18 protein-coding genes are annotated in these 20,226 nt (G+C 44.2%); 14 read left to right on the top strand and 4 right to left on the bottom strand.

Annotated elements, in window-relative coordinates:
* Nucleotides 1-12: 12 nt before the first annotated feature.
* The 13 genes from TW85_RS04130 (at nt 13) to TW85_RS04070 (ending at nt 11,763) form a co-directional block, all read left to right on the top strand.
* Nucleotides 13-1,044 (top strand): sugar ABC transporter permease, encoded by a 1,032-nt coding sequence (locus TW85_RS04130; RefSeq protein ID WP_046015776.1) that lies wholly within the window; start codon nt 13-15, stop codon nt 1,042-1,044.
* Nucleotides 1,045-1,058: 14 nt separating this feature from the next.
* A complete protein-coding gene (locus TW85_RS04125; protein WP_046015775.1) occupies nt 1,059-1,937 on the top strand; it encodes a carbohydrate ABC transporter permease in 879 nt (292 codons plus the stop codon).
* Between the two features lie 125 nt (nt 1,938-2,062).
* Nucleotides 2,063-2,593 carry an ester cyclase gene (locus TW85_RS04120; protein WP_046015774.1) on the top strand — a complete coding sequence of 177 codons (531 nt, stop codon included), beginning with the start codon at nt 2,063-2,065 and terminating at the stop codon, nt 2,591-2,593.
* A 17-nt stretch (nt 2,594-2,610) separates the two neighbouring features.
* Entirely contained in the window at nt 2,611-3,921 is a 1,311-nt protein-coding gene (gene hisD / locus TW85_RS04115) for a histidinol dehydrogenase (protein WP_046015773.1), read from the top strand.
* A 13-nt stretch (nt 3,922-3,934) separates the two neighbouring features.
* A complete protein-coding gene (locus TW85_RS04110) occupies nt 3,935-4,969 on the top strand; it encodes an ester cyclase (RefSeq protein ID WP_084616097.1) in 1,035 nt (344 codons plus the stop codon).
* Nucleotides 4,969-5,733 carry a glucose 1-dehydrogenase gene (locus TW85_RS04105; RefSeq protein WP_046015772.1) on the top strand — a complete coding sequence of 255 codons (765 nt, stop codon included), beginning with the start codon at nt 4,969-4,971 and terminating at the stop codon, nt 5,731-5,733. Before TW85_RS04110 ends, TW85_RS04105 begins: the two co-directional genes overlap by 1 nt.
* 11 nt (nt 5,734-5,744) lie before the next feature.
* On the top strand, nt 5,745-6,767 hold the full coding sequence (locus TW85_RS04100) for a LacI family DNA-binding transcriptional regulator (RefSeq protein WP_046015771.1): 1,023 nt from the start codon (nt 5,745-5,747) through the stop codon (nt 6,765-6,767).
* A complete protein-coding gene (locus TW85_RS04095; RefSeq protein ID WP_046015770.1) occupies nt 6,754-7,722 on the top strand; it encodes a polyketide cyclase in 969 nt (322 codons plus the stop codon). Before TW85_RS04100 ends, TW85_RS04095 begins: the two co-directional genes overlap by 14 nt.
* Before the next feature lie 136 nt (nt 7,723-7,858).
* Nucleotides 7,859-8,815 (top strand): cupin domain-containing protein, encoded by a 957-nt coding sequence (locus tag TW85_RS04090; RefSeq protein WP_046015769.1) that lies wholly within the window; start codon nt 7,859-7,861, stop codon nt 8,813-8,815.
* A gap of 40 nt (nt 8,816-8,855) precedes the next feature.
* Nucleotides 8,856-9,554: an alpha/beta hydrolase gene (locus TW85_RS04085; protein ID WP_046015768.1), complete on the top strand. Its 699-nt coding sequence runs from the start codon at nt 8,856-8,858 to the stop codon at nt 9,552-9,554.
* A complete protein-coding gene (locus TW85_RS04080; protein WP_046015767.1) occupies nt 9,551-10,249 on the top strand; it encodes an RraA family protein in 699 nt (232 codons plus the stop codon). The genes TW85_RS04085 and TW85_RS04080 overlap by 4 nt, the downstream gene beginning before the upstream one ends.
* Before the next feature lie 9 nt (nt 10,250-10,258).
* Nucleotides 10,259-11,266, top strand: coding sequence for an ester cyclase (locus TW85_RS04075; protein ID WP_046015766.1), 1,008 nt, complete (start codon nt 10,259-10,261; stop codon nt 11,264-11,266).
* 53 nt (nt 11,267-11,319) lie between these two features.
* Nucleotides 11,320-11,763 carry a thioesterase family protein gene (locus tag TW85_RS04070; protein ID WP_046015765.1) on the top strand — a complete coding sequence of 148 codons (444 nt, stop codon included), beginning with the start codon at nt 11,320-11,322 and terminating at the stop codon, nt 11,761-11,763.
* Between the two features lie 78 nt (nt 11,764-11,841).
* Here TW85_RS04070 and TW85_RS04065 read toward each other — a convergent pair whose 3' ends face one another.
* Genes TW85_RS04065 through TW85_RS04050 form a run of 4 tightly spaced genes read right to left on the bottom strand, consistent with a single transcriptional unit; the run spans nt 11,842 to nt 17,564 of the window.
* Nucleotides 11,842-14,538, bottom strand: coding sequence for an arsenate reductase (azurin) large subunit (locus TW85_RS04065; RefSeq protein WP_046015764.1), 2,697 nt, complete (start codon nt 14,536-14,538; stop codon nt 11,842-11,844).
* 2 nt (nt 14,539-14,540) lie between these two features.
* Complete coding sequence (locus tag TW85_RS04060; RefSeq protein WP_046015763.1) at nt 14,541-15,185, bottom strand: arsenate reductase (azurin) small subunit; 645 nt, start codon at nt 15,183-15,185, stop codon at nt 14,541-14,543.
* Nucleotides 15,182-16,456: a cytochrome c peroxidase gene (locus TW85_RS04055; protein WP_052701839.1), complete on the bottom strand. Its 1,275-nt coding sequence runs from the start codon at nt 16,454-16,456 to the stop codon at nt 15,182-15,184. The genes TW85_RS04060 and TW85_RS04055 overlap by 4 nt, the downstream gene beginning before the upstream one ends.
* A gap of 10 nt (nt 16,457-16,466) precedes the next feature.
* Nucleotides 16,467-17,564 (bottom strand): cytochrome c peroxidase, encoded by a 1,098-nt coding sequence (locus tag TW85_RS04050; protein WP_046015762.1) that lies wholly within the window; start codon nt 17,562-17,564, stop codon nt 16,467-16,469.
* Between the two features lie 367 nt (nt 17,565-17,931).
* Here TW85_RS04050 and TW85_RS04045 point away from each other — a divergent pair, with 367 nt between their 5' ends.
* A complete protein-coding gene (locus TW85_RS04045) occupies nt 17,932-20,223 on the top strand; it encodes a HEAT repeat domain-containing protein (RefSeq protein ID WP_046015761.1) in 2,292 nt (763 codons plus the stop codon).
* The last annotated feature ends 3 nt before the right edge of the window (nt 20,224-20,226 follow it).

Genomic DNA, 20,226 nt, shown 5'->3' with positions numbered 1-20,226 from the left:
AGAGATCAAATAATGGCGAATCGTACCTTTTTTTGGTTTATCTTGCCGACGCTATCGGCCATGATTCTATTTATTGCCTTGCCCATAGTATCTGTATTTATACAGTCGCTACATATTGAGCATGAACAGGTATTAATTGTATCTGAGAACTGTGGCCCATTTGGGTGTACTGAAGTCACAAGCATAGATACGGCGGCAGCTAAAAAGCTCAATGAGGAACAGCCTTTAGGCCGTTTTAATGGTTTCGACACTTATACTAACCGCGCTCATTTAGCCACATCAGAAATAAGCCAAGCTTGGAACAACAATGATAGTCTCTCAGGTTTCATCAATGAGGCTTTAGACCTACCTCTCTATCGGGCTTTATTCTTTACCATTGCCTATACAGCAATTGTTACACCCTTTGTAATCGTCTTGGGGCTTGCTGTTGCTGTGGGTGTCAATAACCTACCCAAATTTGTTAAAGGGCCAACCATCTTTGTGTCCCTTTTACCCATGATTGTCACGCCATTAATCGGCTCTATGATCCTATTTTGGATGGTAGATGCAGACGGCATTATTGGCGCCACGATACAGCGCATATTTGATGACGAGAGCTTAAGTCTAAAGGCATCACCACTGCTCACTTGGATCATGATCATGGTATATGGCGTATGGCATAGCCTACCTTTCAGCTTTATTGTCTTTTATGCAGGGCTACAATCTGTTCCTGAAGACACCATGGAAGCCGCTATGATTGATGGAGCCAGCCGCTGGCAACGTATGAGGTATGTAGTCGTACCCCATTTGATGCCCTTAGTTGTGTTCCTACTCTTAATTCAATTGATGGATAACTTTCGTGTATTTGAGCCGATTGTTGGCTTCTCTGCTGAAGCCCATGCGACCTCATTGTCTTGGATAATTTTTAATGACTTACGTGAAAGTGGTTCGCCTTTATATGGTTCCGCAGGTGCCACGTCCATGCTCACTATCTTGGGTGTCGTCATCCTATTAATGCCAGTCCTGATTAGAACTTGGCGTCAATATAACAAAGCAGCTCACTAATAAGGGTCTTAATCATGATGAAATCACAAGCTCGCAGCCCATTATTGGTTACTGTTTCAGGAATATTAGTACTGGCTTGGTTACTTATAGCCGCCTTTCCGTTCTTATGGACACTTTGGGGAAGCTTCAAAGTTCAAGGGGACTTTTTCTCTAAAGCTGATTGGAGCAATGCTCTTTCTGGTGCTAACACCATAGCTGAAACAGGTTCTGCGTTCACTGGTGATGGCTATTACGGCGCCTGGGTAGAATCAGGCTTTTGGCAAGCGGTGCTCAATTCATCCATTGTCGTCTTCTTCACGGTCGTAATCTCAATAACTTTTGGTACTTTAGGTGGGTATGCTCTGGCTCGTTCGGGTAAGAAGTATGTTTTTTGGATACTGATAACCGCCTTAATTTTTCGCGCTATGCCTCATATCACGCTTGTATCAGGTTATATGTTGCCCTTCTTTGAATGGAATATCTGGGGGCTATTACCCACCACCATTATTGTACTGGTGGCGATTAATCAGCCGTTTACCTTATGGATGCTGCATAGCTTCTTTCAGAACATTCCGAAGGACTTGGATGAAAGCGCCATGGTAGATGGCTGCACCCGTTTTCAAGCATTTCGCTATGTCATCATCCCAGTAATGTGGCCAGGCGTTATTACCACTGGGCTATTTAGCTTTTTGTTGGCCTACAACGACTTTGCCGTCACTTCCATGCTGTTAAGCCAAGAGAATGAAACCATGATTCCTGCTATCGCAAGCTTTATGGGTACCACTCAGGTTGAAGGTAACGTCATGTTTGCCGTCGCAGCAGTCGTGTCAGCAACCGCGCCATTATTTGTCTTAGTCATGTTCTTTCAGCGCCAAATTGTAAGCGGGCTAACCGCAGGAGCAGTGAAAGGCTAAACAGGTTCTCGCACCACAATGTTCAGGCACCTTTTAAGGTGGTTGAAATAATACTTTATCGGTAGATGCCAGCAGATATCTGGTCATCACCTAGTTCAGTTTTAATGTTTATTGAGGAGATTTATATGTCCGGTAACAGACCAGTACAAGCAGCACTCAGCCAAGATACGGATATGAGTAAAACTGCTGAAACACAAAGAGTGATTGAAAGTATGGTTGATGGTTTGAACGATCACCGTATTGCGGATATAGGCGAATTTTTTAGCCAAGGTTTTCGTTGGATGGGAAACCAAGGTTGTGGCTCAAAGACAGGCCTTAAAGAGTTCCAAAATAATTGGCAGAAGCCTTTTCAAGCCGCTTTCTCTGACAAAATTTGCATTGATGAAGCACGCCTATACATGGGTGAGTGGGCCGCCGCTTTTGGGCGTCAAGAAGCCATACATTCAGGTGCTTTTATGGGGATAGAAGCAAGCGGTAAAAAAGTCGAAATTCGATATATGGACTTCTGGAAAGTTGTCGACGGCAAAATTGTAGATAACTGGGTAATGGTTGATTTCCCTTTTGTCTTAGCACAGTTAGGTGTTGATGTTTTTAATGGTGAAGGCTGGGAAGCATTCGATCGCGGTGAAAAACAAGCGCCACAACCAGAACAATAGATAGAGGAATATACATAATGGCAATTGAATGGTTAAAAAACGCCAAAGCAGAAGCAGATAAAGCAGCAGATGATGCTCAAACACGTAAAGTCGTCGAACAAACTCTCGCTAAAATTGAGGCCGAAGGGGACATTGCCGTACGCGAACTTGCGGCTAAATTTGATAATTACACACCCGAATCATTTCGTCTTAGTGATCAAGAAATTCAAGATATCATGGCGAAAGTGTCTGACCGTGACCTAGCCGATATTAAGTTTGCGCAAGAACAAGTACGAAACTTTGCTCAGGCACAACGAGACTCTATGCTAGATGTGGAAGTAGAAACCTTGCCTGGAGTGATTTTGGGCCATAAAAACATCCCAGTACAATCAGTGGGTTGTTATGTTCCCGGTGGCAAATTCCCTATGGTAGCGTCTGCTCACATGTCAGTTGCCACAGCCAGTGTTGCAGGTGTGCCTCGTATCATTGCTTGTACACCGCCCTTTAATGGTGAGCCTAACCCAGCAGTGATCGCTGCAATGTACCTAGGTGGAGCCCACGAAATATATGTATTGGGTGGGATTCAAGCCATCGGAGCTATGGCAATTGGTACTGAATCAATTGACCCTGTACACCTACTCGTTGGCCCGGGTAATGCTTTTGTTGCTGAAGCTAAACGACAACTCTTTGGCCGTGTTGGTATTGATTTATTCGCTGGTCCAACAGAAACCATGGTGATCGCCGATAATACGGTTGATGGTGAACTTTGCGCGACAGATTTATTAGGCCAAGCCGAGCATGGTTATAACTCCCCTGCTTGTTTAGTCACAAACAGCCGTAAGTTAGCCCAAGATACAATGAATGAAATAGAGCGCCTTCTTAAGATTTTACCCACAGCGGATACTGCTGCACCTAGCTGGCGCGATTATGGTGAAATCATCCTATGTGATACCTATGAAGAGATGTTAGCCATCTCTGAGGACAAAGCCTATGAACATGTACAAGTCATGACAGATCGTGATGACTGGTTCCTTGATAATATGACCTGTTATGGCGGTTTATTCTTAGGTGAGAGAACCAATGTTTCGAATGGCGATAAAGTAATAGGCACAAACCATACTTTACCCACAAAAAAAGCAGGCCGTTATACCGGTGGTCTTTGGGTAGGTAAATATCTAAAAACCCATAGTTATCAGAAAATCACCACAGATGAAGCTGCCGTTAAAATTGGTGAGTACGGTTCTCGTTTATGCATGCTAGAAGGCTTCGTTGGCCATGCTGAGCAATGCAATATTCGTGTACGTCGCTTTGGTAACAAAGATGTACCTTATGGCACTGGTGCTGAATAGTTAGGTTTAACTTATGCAAAATAAAGTACTTATAAAGCCTTTTTTAGATGCTTTAGCCGACTTTTCTAAAGAGCAAGTTTGGCAACAAATGCAAACGCTTTTCTCCCCCGAATGTCACGTAAAAATGTGTCATCCTTGGGGAGAAATGAGAGGTCCTAAGGCGTTTTTTGAAAACTGCTATCTCCCCTTACAAGATAGTTTACCTGATCTTGAAAGGCGTGATTTTATCTTGATGTCAGGTACTTGTGACCATGGCCATGAGTGGGTAGGTTGCAGTGGCAATTTTATGGGTACTTTTATTAAACCTTGGTTAGATATACCACCAATAGGTCATTTGACCTACATGCGTTATCACGAATTTTACCGTTTCGAAAATCAGCAAATAGTTGAGGTTCAAGCTATTTGGGATATCCCAGAAGTGATGATGCAAGCTAATGCTTGGCCAATGGCACCTGCTTTAGGAAAAATGTTTTGTATTCCTGCACCCGCTAGTCAAAATGGTCTAAGCATTAAAACAGATTCGACGCGCGCTCAGCAAAGTAAACAAGTCGTGTTAGACATGCTTCAAAACCTAGTTAAACATCCCAGCCAAGGCGGCCCAGAAGTAATGCAGTTAGAACACTTTTGGCACCCTAAAATGAACTGGTATGGACCGGCTGGCGTTGGCACTTGTAGAGGTATTTCTGGCTTTCGTCATTGGCATCAAATACCCTTTTTGGCTGCCATGCCAGACAGAGGTCAGGCAGATGAGAGTCTAATCTTCAATTTCTTTGCTGATGGCGACTATGCCGCAGTCACTGGTTGGCCCAATATGAAACAAACCATTCAATATGATGGTTGGTTAGGTATCGCACCTTCAGGTCAAGAAATCACCCTGTGTAGTTTAGACTTTTGGCGTATGGAAGGTGATAAAATTAGAGAGAATTGGGTGCTTTTTGACCTACTTGATATCCACCGTCAGCTTGGCGTCGATGTCTTGGCTCGCATGCGTGAATTTAATAAAGTACGGCTTCAAAGCAGTATTTCTTTCCCCATTGGAGATTGTTAATGCAATTACCCGAATCCCCTAGTTTTTCACTTGTCGGTAAACGTGCCCTCATCACTGGAGCGTCTTCCGGTATTGGCTTGGCAAGTGCTGTGGCATTGGCCCGTGCAGGAGCTGATGTTGTGGTTGCAGCAAGACGACTTGATCGCTTAACGGATCTAGTCGCAAGTCTACAAGAAGAAGGCTTAAAAGCCAGTGCAATGGCGCTGGATATTAGTGACCTTGAGACTACCCGAGATCAAATAAAACAGGTGGGCAGCTTTGACATTCTAGTCAATAGCGCAGGGACCGCAAAACACAGTCCAGCGTTAGAAACCCAAGTGGCAGATTATGATCAGGTCATGGATATCAATGTTCGAGGAGCATATTTTTTAACTCGTGAAGTTGCTAAAGGACTGATAAAGAGAGGAAAAACTGGATCACTCATTAATATCAGTTCACAGATGGCTCATGTGGGTGGTATTGATCGAGCAGTATATTGTGCCAGTAAATTTGCTGTTGAAGGCTTTACCAAAGCCATGGCGATAGAATGGGGAAGCCAAGGTATTCGTGTCAATACCGTTTGCCCTACCTTTGTTAATACTGAACTGGCAAAGCAAACATTTAGCAACCCAGAACGTAAAGCTTGGGTGGAAGAAAAAATCAAATTAGGCCGTATTGCCGAAGTGCAAGACATTATGGCTGCCGTGATGTACTTAGCCTCAGATGCAAGTTCAATGGTAACTGGCACCAGTTTACTTGTTGATGGTGGCTGGACGGCAGATTAGGAGCGTAATTTATGTCAAAAGTGACTTCACAAGACGTCGCAAAACTGGCTGGCGTAAGCCAATCAGCTGTTTCTAGAGTATTTACTCCTGGAGCCTCTGTTTCTAAAAAAATGGCGGATAAGGTTAACCAAGCAGCGAATGAGTTAGGTTATCGACCTAATGTTTTGGCCCGTTCACTGATTACAGGAAACAGTCGTATTATTGGCGTCGTAGTCTCTTATTTGAACAACCAATTCTATCCGGAAATCTTGGAAATTCTGTCAGCGGAGCTGAGAAAGCGTGGTTACCACCCTCTCATGTTTATGGCTTCCGAATCCGATGATATGGATGAGGTAATGGCAGAGATTCTTGATTATCAAGTTGATGGCGTTGTGCTCGCTTCAGCAAGCATGTCTTCTGCTTTGGCTGACCGTTGCAAAGCCGCAGGTATCTCGGTTGTTTTATTTAACCGTTACTTGGAGAAAGACCGCTTTCATGCTGTCACTACTAATAACTACCAAGGCGGTTGTAAGGTAGCCGAGCTTTTTATTGCAGCAGGTCATCAGCGTATTTCCTATATCGCTGGCTGGGAAGATGCTTCGACACAGAGAGACCGTGAAAAAGGCTTTGTAGACACCTTACAAAAAGCTGGAATCGAGCTTTTCTCAAGAGGTGTAGGCAATTACAACTATGAGGCAACCCTTAAAGTCACACGTACAATGTTTGATAAAGAGCTACGGCCTGACGCTGTATTCTTTGCCAATGACCATATGGCCTTTGCTGCCATCGGCGTGCTTGAAAAAGAGCTGGGGTTACGCATTCCAGAAGATATATCCGTTGTCGGATTTGATGACGTCCCTTTAGCTGGATGGCCCATCTTTAATCTAACGACCGTACGCCAACCAGCAAAGCACATGGTCGCCGAAACCATACGTTTATTATTTAGTGAAAGTAGCACGTCAGACCAGCCCATCCATATAGAAATAGATGGCCCATTAATCATTCGTAAAAGTGCCATTGTGCCAAAAGGATTTTTAACTAATGAAAGGCTTTAACCCTAAGTTCAAAGATTTTCCTGATTACATTATTAGTATTACAAAAGAAATTTGGGAAGATCGCGGCATTGCCACCTTGCACGAATATTATGGTGAAGACATTGTTGTACGCACTCCGTCTACGATTGCTATTGGTAACCAAGGTGTAATAGGCGCCACCATGGCAACCCTAGCAGAGTTTCCCGACAGAACCCTATTGGGCGAAGATGTAATTTGGAGCGGCAACGAGGAAGAAGGCATGCTGTCTTCTCATCGCATTTATTCTACTGCCACCCATTTAGGTGATGGCATCTTTGGTAAAGCCACAGGTAAACAACTTAAGTACCGCATCATTGCAGACTGTTACGCCATCAATAATGCCATTACAGATGAATGGTTAATCCGTGATCAAGGCGCTATTGTCAGACAAATGGGCTGGGACCCAAAGGCCTTTGCTGTCGATCAAATTGAACGCGAAGGTGGTCCTGAAAAAAGTAACATGCCTTTCACCCCTGCAATAGATCAACCCGGCCCTTACAAAAGCAAAGGTAACGATAATGCTTGGGGCCAAAAATATGCAGATATTCTGCTACGCTTGATGAATGCAGATATGGCAACCATACCACGTGAATACGATAGAGCTTGTCATGTTGCCTACCCTGGTGGAATTGAAGGTATTTCTTTCGCCGCTATCGATAATTTTTGGATCGGTCTTCGTGCCAGTTTCCCTAACGCTAAATTTACCATAGAGCACCAAATCGGTCGCAATGATCCAATGATGCCGCCACGCGCTGCAATTCGTTTTAGCCTACAAGGTAAACATGATGGCTGGGGCACCTTTGGCCAGCCGACCGGAAAAGATGTTTACATTATGGGGGCCGCCCATGTTGAGTTCGGTCCTTGGGGCATACGTCGTGAATATGTTCTGTTTGACGAAACCGCTATTTGGAAGCAAATCGCCTTACAGACAGGCTAATCAAGGCAGCAAGTTTTAAACTGATTTTTATTACACTCCCTAGATTATCTAGGTAAGGGATCTATTTTGCCTTTGCTAGATCTAGCGGATTTCTACGCCTAAAAACAAGCAAATGATCATTACAAGCGAGGTTAAAATGGAACAACCACAAATCGTACGTTATGGCGAATTAAAGCCATGCCGTACTGCCTTTATTGATGCACATACACCAGGCTCAGATAAAAAAGAAAACTTTACCATCATAGGTGCAGGTGTAGCAGAAAGCCCTGACCAACATGTTCATATTAAAGCAACGCCCGGTTTCAATATCGGTGCAGCAGGACAGCCTCCTAAGTGCTTTAATTCAATGCATTACCACAATACGGCCGAAGTATTTTTTGTACTTAAAGGCCGCTGGCGCTTTTTTTGGGGTGAGCACGGCGATGCAGGCGAAGTCATTCTGGAAGAGGGTGATATCTTCAATATTCCTACTCGTGTCTTTCGTGGGTTTGAAAACGTCGGTACAGATTATGGCATGATCATGTCCATGCTTGGAGGAGATGATTCAGGTGGTGGTGTTATCTGGGCTCCTCATGTTTTAGAAGCTGCAGAAAAACATGGCCTGATACTCGCTGAAACTGGCGTGCTATACGACACAAAAAAAGGCGAGCAGTTACCTGAAGGGATTAACGCTATGCCGAAAATGAGCCCAGAAGACGTTGCTCTTATTCCAGAAGTATCAGCCAGTGTGGTTGTACCAAATTATGTACGTCGTTATTGGGACATGATGGCATTGGCAAAAGATGCGCCATGTAATGTGATTAGTAAAACCGGTTTAATAAAAGATAAACCAGGCTTTCAAGTGGAACTACTAAGCCGTAATTCAATTCCATCTGATGTCTATACCAATCCGCAGCATGAAGTACTGATGCCTATGCGAGGTCACTGGAAACTAACATGGGAAGGTCATGAGGAAGTACTCAATCCAGGAGACACATGTTGGATTCCTCCAGGTTTAGCCCATGCTGTTGAAGTTTGTGTTACTGGAGAAGCTAGCCTATTTCGCATCAGCAAAACGGATGATTTAGCCGGTTTAACTTGGACGGATAATTAAACCGTATGCAGTCCTAGAAACTTAAAATAGGCTAATTTAAATGACACTTAATAATCTCGTTTTATTACCTGGAATGATGTGTGATGAGCGTTTATTTAAACCTCAAATTAATCACCTACAAGCATTTTCAGAGGTAATTGTTCCTCATTACGGAATGGCAATGACAGTAAAAGCTATGGCACAAGAAGTATTACAGCAAGCACCAGATCAGTTCGCACTTGCGGGTTTGTCTATGGGCGGTATTGTCGCTATGGAAGTGATTCGTCTAGCACCTGAGCGTGTCACAAGATTGGCGCTATTAGATACCAATCCTAGAGCCGAACTAAAAGAGGTACAACAAGCCAGAGAGCCACAGATCATTGCAGTACAAAATGGTGAGCTAGCGAAGATAATGCAAGAGCAAATGATTAGCCGATACTTTGCCGAACAAACACATAAGCAGCCGTTAGCTGATATTTGTTTAAATATGGCACTAGATTTAGGTAGCAAAGCCTTTATAAGGCAATCAAAAGCACTTCAAAGTCGCCCAGATCAACAGTTAAATCTTAAGCAAGTGAAGGTGCCGTCCTTAATTCTAATGGGGCAAGAGGATCAACTCTGCCCTTTAGATCGACATGAACTACTGCATGCCATTATTCCTCATGCTGAGTTTGTCATAGTCCCAAAAGCTGGGCACCTTCCCACTTTAGAACAGCCAAAGATCACTAACCACGTATTAGAGAAATGGTTACAACAATGATTAATCAAACTTTGTTAGCAAAATTACAGCAAGTCGATACACCCACTGTGTGTAATGCCATTGAAGTTGCCCAAGGTAAACGCGGATTTAACCAGTTTACCCGTGGCACCATGTTAAGTTCTGCACCAGACGCTGGCGCTATTGTTGGTTTTGCTCGTACAGCAAAAATTGCAGCGAATGAACCAGCAACCGAGGCAGCTGACATCATTAAAAGCAGGCGAATGGCTTACTATAAGCATATGTTTGAAGGCCCTCGCCCCGCCTTAGCCGTTGTCGAAGATACGGATTACCCAAATGCAGTTGGCGCCTATTGGGGAGAGATAAATACCTCAATCCATAAGGGCTTTGGTATGAGTGGTGCACTGACAAATGGGGTCATGCGAGATCTAGGAGACCTTCCCGATGGTTTCCCTGTTATTGCTGGCTCCATTGGCCCTAGCCATGCTTTCGTACATGTAAAAAGTATTGCCGAAACAGTCGAAATTTTTGGTATGACAGTCAATGATGGCGATTTAATACATGCTGACCGCCATGGTGCATTAGTTATTCCCCTTGATGTTATTCCTATATTGGAAAGTGCGATTGATAAGTTACTTACGACGGAAAAATTAGTCTTAGGTCCTGCCTCAGAAAAGGGGTTTAATTTCGAAAAATTCGAAGCAGCTTGGGCTGCTTTTGAAAAGAGCCGTACTTAAGAGGTCATTATGCTACAACAAGCAAAACAACTCGTTCGTAATTATTATGAATGCTTAGACAATGCCGAGTTAAACGATTTAGAAACTAACACCAAAGACTTTCTAGCTGATCAATATTTATGGCGTGGTTACCACCCTTTTAATGAGCAACAAAGCTACACTGACGTCGTCTCTTTATTTTGGCAACCTCTACGCCAAGCGTTTAAACATCTACAACGCCGTGAAGATATTTTTATGGCAGGCGTAAACCGATTACCTGAAGGCAAAGAGGGTAAAGGTGTTTGGGTCGTTTCTATGGGGCATTTAATGGGCCTATTAGATGACTCTTGGCTGGGCATTGCAGCAACAGGCAAAATGACTTTCTTGCGTTATTGTGAGTTTCATAAAGTTGAAGGAAATAAAATTGTCGAAACGGCAATGTATTTCGATATTCCCCATGTCATGATGCAAGCAGGCTTAAACCCTTTCCCACCAATGACTGGCGCACAACTCGTACAACCTGGACCAATAACACACACAGGCCTTTTGTATGACGAAGTAGATCCAGTTGAAGGAAATAAAACCATTGCGCTCATCGATTCTATGGTCGATAACATCTCGACTTGGCAGCAAGAGATGTCTTTAGAAGATGAGTTACGCCAACATTGGTGCGAAGATATGATTTGGTGGGGGCCTACTGGAATTGGTGCATCTTATACCATTGAGCGCTACGCAAAGCAGCATTCTGGTCCTTTTAGAGCAGGCTTTAAAGATCGTATTTTCAAAGGCCATTTATGCCGCATAGCAGAAGGAGAGTTTGGTGGATTTTTTGGATGGCCAAACCTTACTTTAGAACCAACTGGTGGCTTTATGGGAATGCCTGCGACAGGGAAACCGGGAGACTTACGAGTAATAGATATTTATCGCCGTAAGGGTGACAAGTTAGCTGAGAATTGGATTTTTATTGATCTCCTTCATTTTTGGAATCAACAAGGTCTCGATATTCTAGACCGTATGAACCAAGTGCCTAGAACCTAATAGTGATCGCCTAAAAATCAGAGTTTAAAGCAAAACGATGGGAGGAGAACAAGATGGCGGATAAAGACTCACGGCTCAATGTATTAGACAGTTTTCCACTACAGACCTACGATAAAATTCGCTACGCTGACACAGACCGTCAAGGTCATGTTAATAACGCCATGTTCTCAACTTTTTTAGAAACAGGTAGGGTTGAGTTTATGTCTGATACAAAGAAAGGCATGTTGGCTGATAACTGTGAGTTTGTTATTGCCAATTCGAACCTGAATTTATTGGGTGAAATCAATTGGCCAGGTAATGTTGATATTGGCACTCAGGTAATCAAGGTTGGTAATAGCTCTGTTTGTCTTTTTCAACGTTTGTTTCAAGACGATCGCTGCGTGGCTTCAGCTGAAACTGTGATTGTTCAAATGAATGAAACAACAAGAAAGTCTCAGCCACTTTCTGATTATGCTAGATCCGTATTTATTCAGTATCAAAGTGCAGATCATACATAACTATGAACAATCACTTTATCGCAACTTAGAAACAATAACGGGCCTGATCGGCCCGTTTTTTATTTCCTTTTTTAAGGGCTAAACAATATTTCTCGGTGCAAAAGAGAAGCTTCTAAATTCCTTTTTATACACAGAATCGCCAATCTTTCTGATATTAGCCACGCCCATTTTGTAGTTATAGTTACCACTAATTTGGTCTACAACTCTGGCTGTTAGTGAGTTAGATGGTTGTTTCATATCTATCATATTAGCGTAGAGCACGCCTTTTTTGGTACAAGGGGTGACAATAGCAACCGCTGTTACCGCGGCCTTATCAAGCTGAATATGGCCTGCGTCTAGCAGCTGGTTAAACTGAAAATCATCGCCTTCAACACCTAAGATAGTATCTTTAAAACTCGGCACTCTATCAGAATACATCATCACCTGATCGCCGGATTCAATGCCCCGTTTCTTAGCGTCATCAGGGTGTATTTCGACCCAGTTTTCAGGCCAACGTTGAGCCGTATAAGCGCGGCGCTCCACATCATCAAAACCTGATTGCCAAATCTCATTCACGCGGCCATTAGAGAACCAAAGCTCATCCCCTTTAGGCTTGATCCAAGCATAGAAGTCACTAAAGAGGCCCCACGGATGCTTCTGCATATTGATCTTGCCCGTTTGAGAGTTGAAGCCTGTGAGCTGTTTCTTGAGCACGTTAGCCCCTTGCGGCCCATCAGTGAGACCCTTTTCAGCTAAGATTTCTGCACTCATTTGGGTATCATGCAAACGCTTAGTGCCCACCAGCTTTTTGGTATCATAGTTATAGAATACAGGGCCTTGTATGCCTTCTGTTCCATACTCTTTGAGCTTTTGATGTAAGGTTTTACCTTCTGCATGGGCGGCCACTTTAATCATATTAAAGTCTTTACGGCTACCACGACTAAAGCGTGATGCCTCTTCTGCCACCTCATTTGAGTTCTGCCAATCAAAGCCATCAAACCCCATACGTTTAGAGAGCTGAGCAATAATCCACCAGTCAGGCTTTGCATGGCCAGGGGCATCATTAAACTTTTGATAAAGACGCAAACGGCGTTCACCATTGGCACGCATAAAATCTTCTTCTCCCCAAGTCGCCGCAGGGAAGACAATATCAGCAAACTTAGCGCCAATCGGATCTCGCAAATAGATATCCTGATTCACAACCACCATGCCGCCAGAATCAGCACGGGCTTTTAGGGTGTCGATAATCTCTTGCTTTTCATAACTATAAACCTGATGGGGGTTGGCCACTGTCAGCTCCCAAAATTTCTTTTGTAAGCCTTGAGAACCACACATGGCTTGAATCCAAGTGGTACCTATTACATGGGTAAAACGAGTATGGCCGGAGAATAAATACCTGTCCGTATCCAAGGCACGACGGCGACGTCCCGGTACTTTCTCTGGCGACTTATTTCGCGGTAATTTACCACCAGATTGTCCACCACGTTGGTGACCACCAAAGCGGCCCACCACTTGCCCTTCTCGACCACCAGCACCCACTAAGGTTGCTAGGGTTGAAATCGCATTGGTATTGCCTGTGTTGTTAGACCAGTAAAAGCCTTTTTCGATGCCGATTGAGGTTTTAGGGCGTTTGCCATTAATAGGTTTAGCCAACATCTCAGCCGCTTGATAAAGCTTTTTAACCTCTATGCCAGCCAAGTTTGCCGCATAGTCTGGGTCATACTCAGCTTGGGCTAGATTCCATTTTTTGTAGTCTTCATAACCATTGGTTTGAAACTTGCCCCAAGTCGTACGCCATTGCCATGGTGTGTTTCGAGTACCTTGCCCAAACCCTGAGTTAGATTCCCATTTGCTGTTTACCCAGTTCCCAATCCAATCTTTATCCTGCCAATCGTTCTGCATTATGATGCGAGCAATAGCGCCTACGACTAAGGTATCTGAGCCCGGATTAACATCTAGGTGCAGCCCTCCATGCTTTTTCATATAGGCTATGCCCGCCGTTTCTCTAGGATTAAGAATGACGGTTTTCATGCCCCTTTGAATGGCCGGCATTATGTACTGGGTAAAGATAATGGTTTTGGTTTCATACGGGTCAGTACCACATATCATCAAGGTATCTGCCGCCCCCCAATCGTCATAACTTGGTCCAAAGTTATCAAAGCCCGCATCCCTAAAGCCCGGGGTTGAGGTCACATCTGAAGGTGTATCATGGAAACTAAAGTTTGCCGTATTTACATGGCGCAAGGCGTACTTGGTGATGGCGTAAGTATTCTCAATGTATTGATAAGAGTAGGTTTTCACCCCATAGGCATTAGTACCATGGGTATCAATAACATGTTGGCCAACAGCGGCGGCTATGTCTAAAGCAAACTCCCAAGTCACAGGCTGTAAGCTGCCACCAATACGAACCAAAGGTTGCGTTAATCTGTCTCTAGTCCCTGTGGATGGGTTATAAACTTTTTTCGCTAATAGGCCACCTCGCATGGAAGAGTCACCCATTTTATTCACCACAGTGGCGTCCTTATCAGGCACAACTATGATGTTGTGGGGCTTGCCCTTATGCATCACCACATTATGTTGGCTAGGTGCCACCCAGGCCTGTAAAGGCGCGGTAGGAAAATCCAAATCAAAGGCATTTTCACTGGCTTTCATGCCTCCATTCGCCATTTCTAAAGGCCAGCGATACACCTTATAACCACAGGCAACAACACAATAATCACAAGCGGTGGTAATCACTTCCGCTTGTTTTGGCGGTAGAGGTGCATGATCTTCTGGAATATAAAATTGAGTTGTCATGGTTAAGCTCCTGCAACTGCGATTAGGTTGTCAGATCGGCCAAATAGCAGCCCCATGATGCCAACGGCATATAACAGATCGCCTTCTTGCTCTAATAAGACTTGAGGCAAACTCTCATAGGCTTGGCCTGACACGATAATGCCGTGACGGCGCAAATCAAAGGTCGAGAGGTGAAATGGACATTGGCCAACCACTCTATGCTCATCTCTGACTTTGTATTGATTATCTAAAGGGCCACCTTGGTGGGTACACATCATGGAAAAGGCCACTACATCTTTGTTTTGGCCTATGCCGCCACCGCCTTCAACCCCCATACGCACTAACATGGCACGAGAGTTTGGGCCTTCATCTGGATAGTTGAAATACAATGGCTGATTGACTTTTAGCTGGCTTAACTTACCCACTAATTGTCTTGGGTAAGAGGTTACTTTTGCCTGTACTTGCTGAGCTTGTGCGGTACCTGGATACAAGGTGAGAGAAACCAAGCTCGCGCCACCTACCGCAACCCCAGAGGTCATTAAGAATTTACGTCTGCTCATCATGCATTGGGTATGTTCAGCTGGGCTTTGCTTAGCTTTATCAAGCTGGCTTGAGTCTCTTGTTTGGTCAAGACTTGTTTGATCAAGATTGGTCAGGTCATCTTTCATTTTATTGCCTCCAGCAAAGCTTGTTTAGTAAAGAGAGGTTTTGACTCAGGGATAGCTGGGTAATCCATTACCAGCTTGTCACCACTAAAACTGTCTAGGAAAGCCAGCAAATCGGCTTTTTCAGACTTACTCAAATTAAGCGGTTTGATCAGCTTAGATTTAGTTTGAGGGAAGCCAGTCGTGCGCCCATCTTTGCTAATACCTCCCTTGTTATAAAAGTCGATCACATCTGCCAAGCTAGTGATCACCCCGTTGTGCATGTAAGGGGCTGTGTACTTGGTATAACGCAGACTAGGCGTTCGAAACTTACCTTTCATATCCGCACGTTTACCCCTGAAATAAACACCTGGGTCAGCCTTCCCTGTGCGGTATTGTTTCTCTGTGGAACCTTTCGCATAAAGCTCATAGCGGAAGGTGATTTGTGCCATGGCTTCTTGCTCCCAGCGCTTATTGGTTGGTACGCCTATGTTGTAATACTTCTCATCACTGGCAAGGGCACCGTTATGACAAGCAATGCAATTAGCCTTACCTTCAAACAGTTTTTTGCCTTTCAACTGCTGTGCCGTTAAAGCGGACTTATCCCCTAGCAAGTAATTATCTAGCGGTGTATCGGTTTGAATTAAGGTGCGTTCAAAAGCGCCAATGGCTTTCCAGGCATTACTGATTTTTGGATAGTTATCACCAAAAACTTGCTTAAAGCCCTCAACATATTCAGGCACAAGCGCGAGCCTTGCTTCCATCAGATCGTCTTCGCCATTACCCGCGACAGAACCTTTGGCAGCGCTCTTGGCTTGAGCTTCTAACGAGTTACTAGAACCCGCCCAAAAGAGTTTAGAGTAATAGGCTGAATTGATTAGAGTCTGGCTATTACGCCAATGCACTGTGTTTGGATAACCTAACGATAAGTCTGTTGGAAAATCCCAACCTGTATCAGGCAAGTGACAAGCAACACAAGGAGAGGACTCATCTCCTCCTAAGCGACCATCGAAAAATAACAACTTACCTAATTCAACTTTTTCTGCTGTGGTTGGATTATCAAGAGGCGTTGGTACTGCCCCTAAAGGCGCTAGAGGCAAATAGCTTTTATCACCTAAAACCACAGGCGATAATTTGGCTGCCACGGCATCCGCTTTTGCCGCCCTTTTCATTTCTGCTTGAGCATCAAAGCTCGGCATAGGCGTATCCGCAAGCGCCAAAGATGAGTTAAAACTGGCTGCGGTTGCCAACAAACTCAGGCTCACTCGAATAAATAAGTTCGGTTTAGCTTTCATAAGTCCCTCCTTAGTTTTTGGCCTTTAACCAATTTTTGGTTGGCTGATATTGGTAGTCATTTTTTGTCCAAACATGCTGTTCACTGGTCAGTGGTTTGGAAGATAAAGACTCTAAAAAGGCAACCAAGGCTTGCTCTTCTTGGCTCGTCAAATTAAGGGGTTTAAGTCGGCTGTCCTTATTGGAATCTTGCCCGCCACCTTGGTTATAAAAAGCGACGACATCCGCGAGGGAATCCATCACACCGTTGTGCATATAAGGCGCTGTGTGGGTGAGTTCACGTAGGCTTGGGGTAACAAACTTACCCATATCTGAACCGTCTATCTTGTGGCTTTGTACATGTGCGCCCACATCACGTTTGAGGTTCATGTAGTTCTCATTGCCCATAAACATATTGAAGGCGATAAAGGTTTCGTGACGCTCTGGGTCCAAGAAGATCTCTAGGTTCTCTTTTACCCCTGTGTTATAGGCCTTACCGTCAGTAAGAAGCGGTCCATTATGACAAGCCGTACAACCCGCTTTTCCTTTGAAAAGCTGAAGTCCTTGCTCGGCTTGCGCTGATAACTGGTCTTTGTCATAGGGACTGGCGTTAGAGCTTAAGGTTTTGAGATATTCAGGAATGGCTTTACGTACCGAACCATTAGAAGGCTCCCCATAACCTGCTTTTTTAAACATGGCTACATAGATAGGATCTTGTTTGATACGCTCCTGCATTAGCCTCATATCCATGTTCATCAACCAATCTTCTGTGATCATTTCCCGTGTCACATCATTAAGATTGGTGCCTAAGCGCCCATCATGAAACCATACTTCTTTTAAGCTGGTATTAATCAGAGAAGGCACATTCCGAAAGCCTTTACTGCCAGTGTAAGCTGGGGCTAAAGGGGCGGGATAACTAAAACCTGATTCAGGTTGGTGGCACGTCGAACAGGCTATTAAGGCATCGCCAGATAAACGTTTATCAAAAAATAATCTTTTACCTAACTCCGCTTTCGCCTTATCAATTTTCACCTCAGGCAGGGGGCCAAAATCCATCTTATCTTGGGCCATCAAGGGCAATGAGGACAAAGAGACTCCGAGCAAAGTCGGTACTAGCAGTCGCATCTTCATGGTTAGCTCCTTTAACAGGGACATCAAATAAGTTTTTACTCACTATTTAGAGAAAAACTTGGCTGTGATATCCCTAAGGCATTTTCTATACCAAGAGTTTAAAAGCCCTCTAACCCTTGATTTATCTCGCTTTAAGCAATCCCCTGAATTTCTAACACAGATAAGATTTAACACTTTGTGCAATTTCTCTTTGATGCATTTAACGAAACATTCAATTTTCTGACGAGGCTTTTTAAAGCGCTTGCTACAAGGGCTAACCTTGATTCAAAACAAGAAAAGAAAACGCTAAATACGCTATTGATAGGCTTAGATCGACACTCACAATCAAAATAAAATTATTCAAGATATGTCATCGCTAGGAGCACATATGTCATCTCAGCAATATCCTGTCAGCCACCAAGAAGCCTATCAAGCATTGGTGAACTTGCTTGAACAGGGAGACGAAGCCCAATCTTGCTACAGTGCAAAAGCCATCGCTGAGGCTCAATACCAAGAAGCCCTGCCCCAACTGAACCAATGTCTTTACCACCCAGATACGGACGTTGTCATAGATGCGACCAAAGCCTTGGGGGATTTAGGTTTAGGTGATGTTTCCAGCCTCATTGATGTGGCTAAGAATCATCCTGACGGGGATGCTAGGCACGAAGCCCTTATAACCTTAAGCAAGCAGACTTTACTTAATGATGCTTCTCATCCTGAAAAGCAACGCATCATAGATTTATTTGAAGCCATGGCAAAAGGCCGTGTACCGGATGATGCATGGGGCATGACAAATGACTGGGATGAATGGTGGGATCTACAGCTTCTAGCGGTTCAACTCTTTGCTCAAGTCGCCACCACAGATGCTATTCCTCTGTTTAAAGAGTTACTGGCGACAGACCCAGAACCTGAACTTGAGATGGCGCTTTATAATGCCTTAGCCCAATTAGATCTCGAATATTGTCAGAGTTTATTAGAAGCCTCTCCTAGCTTGACCCAAGCAAGAAAAATCACCAAGGCCATTAGCCTTAACCCAAGTCCTAAAGCCAATGTATTGCTCTTTAAGCAAATGAATCAAAGCCAAGATGTTGAAATCAAAATCATTGGTATCAAGGCGCTCGCCCAACGAAACAGCAAAGACTATCAATGGGACCTTGCGAACCAGCTTTGCGATAATAGCAATAGAGTACAAACTTGTGCGCTTGAAGCGCTCAAACAATTAGATGTGCTGGACGATATCAGTCTTGCTAATTTAGAGTCTCTCGCACAAAGAGAACAAAGCCATAATTTGTCGAGCTTGTTGGGATTAATCGATCAACATCCACAACAAGTTAGCCCCAGCTTTTTAGATTGGTTAACCAGCCTGATGCAACATAAGTCCCATACTTTAACCTTAGGTGCGGCCCGTATCCTCGCCCATAAAGCGGGCGAAGATGAAGCTTATCAAGCCGCTTTTGAACGCAGCTTAGAACTAGCAAAGAACCCAGAAACGCCTATCGCCATTCGCATAGAGTTTATCCATTTACTGGGCCAGTTTCAGGCAAGCTCAGCCCCCTTATTAACTGAGTTTCGTACCTTATTAGATGAAAAACATCATGACGTCATGATTCGCCAAGCCTGCTTTGAAGCCATCAGACACTTTGCTCACCTGCCTTCTTATCAAACCTTTTTAGAGTCTCAAGTACTCAGCTCAAACCCTGATAATCAACGAATCCCTCTGGATACAGACAAAGCGGACAACTCGGAAGAAACTGATAACACCCAAAAAAGCCTGTGCCAGCAAAAAGAGGAGGAAGACAACAAGATTCAAGTGTCCTCCACTTTGGCAGCGATTGCGCAAAGTAATCAGGCAGACCTCTCCCAGCCTAATCCGGTACAAAGAGACCAAGATCACGAACGCAATATCAATAATATGTTGCTTGAGCTAGAAGAAGACTTTAACGATTATAGCGATATCGTTTCTGGGCACTTCCAAGCCTCAGGTAAGTTAGATCTAAACCGTCGAAAAATTGCCAAACGCGCTCAAATCTCAAATCAGATTCTTGCCATTCGAAGCCTAGCAAAATGTCCTTATGATTTTGCCGCGCCCTTGTTAATTGAAGCCCTAACTGGCGCTGATCCCGAATTACAAATTGAGCTGTTTAATACCATGGCTCGCCTTGGAGAAAAGCAAGGGACCAGCTTGTTAAAAAACACCTTTGCGGCTTTGGCAAATGTTATGTACCAAGGGGGCAGTTTGACAAAACAGGCCGCTACTCGGTTATTGGGTCAGCTGAGAAGTCGCCAGTCCCTCACCCTCATTTTGCTAGGCATAGAAGATGAGGATGAACATGTGCGCATTTGCAGCCTACAGGCGCTCAAACTGCATATGGATGTTAAGCCTTCGGCGCTACTTCCTTTACTTGAAATACAGCGCAGCCTACAAACTTGCTTAGCCGACTCTGCTGGTGGCGTGAGGAAATTAGCCCTGCCTTTACTCGCCCGCCTGGAACAAGAAGAGGATGTCGTAAGTTTAATTGAGTGCGCTATTCACGATGAAGAAAGCCAAAGTATCGCTGCTAAAAATCTAGATTTTGCTAAGGAGAAAAGCCTGAGTTTGCTGGCTAAGAAGTTGCCTGAACTTGAGAATCAGGCGCAATATCTGGCGATTCAATTAACCGGACAATTACTGGCTCGTTAAAGG

This window comes from Marinomonas sp. S3726 (assembly GCF_000967665.1).
In the GTDB taxonomy this organism is placed as follows: domain Bacteria; phylum Pseudomonadota; class Gammaproteobacteria; order Pseudomonadales; family Marinomonadaceae; genus Marinomonas.
This window is presented reverse-complemented; position numbering and strand designations above follow the sequence as displayed.